At 59.6% G+C, this 1,131-nt stretch carries 1 protein-coding gene; it reads right to left on the minus strand.

Annotated elements, in window-relative coordinates:
* Positions 1–169 precede the first annotated feature (169 nt).
* On the minus strand, positions 170–946 hold the full coding sequence (locus AC08OO_RS04615) for a GntR family transcriptional regulator (RefSeq protein ID WP_476610072.1): 777 nt from the start codon (positions 944–946) through the stop codon (positions 170–172).
* Positions 947–1,131: the final 185 nt, after the last annotated feature.

The following is a 1,131-nucleotide window of genomic DNA, read 5'->3' on the forward strand; positions in this document are numbered from 1 at the left end:
GTCCGCGCCCTGCCCACCCCATCGGCGCTGGTATCTGGGAGGCAGGGGGGAGCCGCGGGACTCTCGGGACTCTTGGGACTCTCACTCACCGTGACCACCGTGGTGGGGGTGGCCTCGGCGGGAGGATGGGACGGCACCCCGCGCCGACAGGGTGCTCCTCGGACAATAATCAGTCGTTATCAACCCAGTAGCTGAGGATGTATCTGTTTCCAGGAATTATCGTCAGATAGACTTCGCATCGTGTCCCGTCTCCCTCAATGCTAGTGCGGGTCGTACGCGCAACAGGGACACCCGGAGGAATGTCGAGCGCGGTGGTCTCATTGGGAGTCGGCATTCGCATTGTCGTCAAGTCATGATAAAGCTTAGCGACATGCCCAAAATCCTCAAGTTCCTGGTCGTCCCCTTCGGGGATATCGGCAGGATCCGGTAGCCGAGAGTTCTCAACGAATCGCAGGGGATAGTAGCTATCGCCGATCATTGACGGTCTGTCGTCAACCCACATGACTCGCCTACGAGCCAGGACGTGGGTTTGGTCGCCTTCTAGTCCCAGCAAGCTTGCGATTTCGTCGTCGGCCTCGATGGTCTCGCAGGTGACGACCTGATGAGCCCGCCGGATACCCTGTGCCTCAACCATTGTGGTGAAGGCGTCAGTACCTGAGCCGAGGCGGATCTTCCGTGACCCGAACTTATTCGCTTCGTAGATGATTGGCCGTTCACTGGGAACGAAAACGCCCCGCCCTTGTTCGGAGACAAGAAGTCCCTCATTACGGAGTACACCTATCGCGCGTCGAATGGTGCTTCGCCCCGTACGGTATGTGTCGATAAGATCACTTTCGCTAGGAAGCTGGGAGCCAGGCGCAAGCTCGCCAGTCTGGATCTTGCGCCGCAAGATCGCGGCTAGCTGCTGGTACTTCGGCCGGTTCGGATCATGGGTAGTGATCCTCATCGCTGTCCACCTCCTCGTTCGAGTCCTCATCAGCTTATGCGCACAAGCGCTTGACAGGACAGCGTGCAAGGGGTGAGACTCTGCGACATCGACTTGTGCGCATAAGCGCACGAGGTGTCGGGTGGAACGAAAGGGCCTCAGCGGGTAGCAGCCCGCTGAGGCCCGGTGCACCTCCCTGAACCGCC

The sequence above is a fragment of the Frankia sp. CeCAU1 genome, assembly GCF_977971845.1.